1 protein-coding gene is annotated in these 486 nt (G+C 72.6%); it reads right to left on the bottom strand.

The features are described from left to right. Positions 1 to 486, bottom strand: a 486-nt coding sequence (locus AC5RUJ_RS18295) for a D-alanyl-D-alanine carboxypeptidase (protein WP_494156525.1), incomplete at both ends; no start/stop codon positions are given.

The raw sequence follows: 486 nt of genomic DNA on the forward strand, positions 1-486 counted from the left end.
GCGGCGGCGTCGGCCACCAGGTCGCCGCCGCCGTCGGCCTGTTCCCGCCCGGCGTACAGGGCGAGCGGGTACACGGCGGAAATTTCGCCGTTCTTCACGTCGCCCGGGTCCCAAGCGGCGCTGATGACGGCCCCGGAGTAGAGGGAATCGTCCACCGCCACCGAGAGTTCACCGGTGTACCCGTCGGCGGCCAGCTGCCCGGCCGCTTCTGCTGCCAGCGTTGCCAGCCCGGCTTCGCCCCAGACCGCGCCGGGCTTGGATTCCCCGGCACCCAGCAAGGCATCCCCGCCGCCGACCAGGTAGACCACGCCCGGCTTGCCGCCGCGCTTGACCGAGGTAGTGAACCGGTGGCCGGCACCGATGGTGTCCAGGGCGGCGACGGCGGTCAGCAGCTTCAGGTTGGATGCCGGCACCAGCGGCTCGCCGGCTGCCTCGTCGTACAGCACGTCGCCGCTGGCCGCGTCGGTGACGATCCCCGTGAAGCCG

Source organism: Arthrobacter sp. Y3223164, assembly GCF_059091005.1.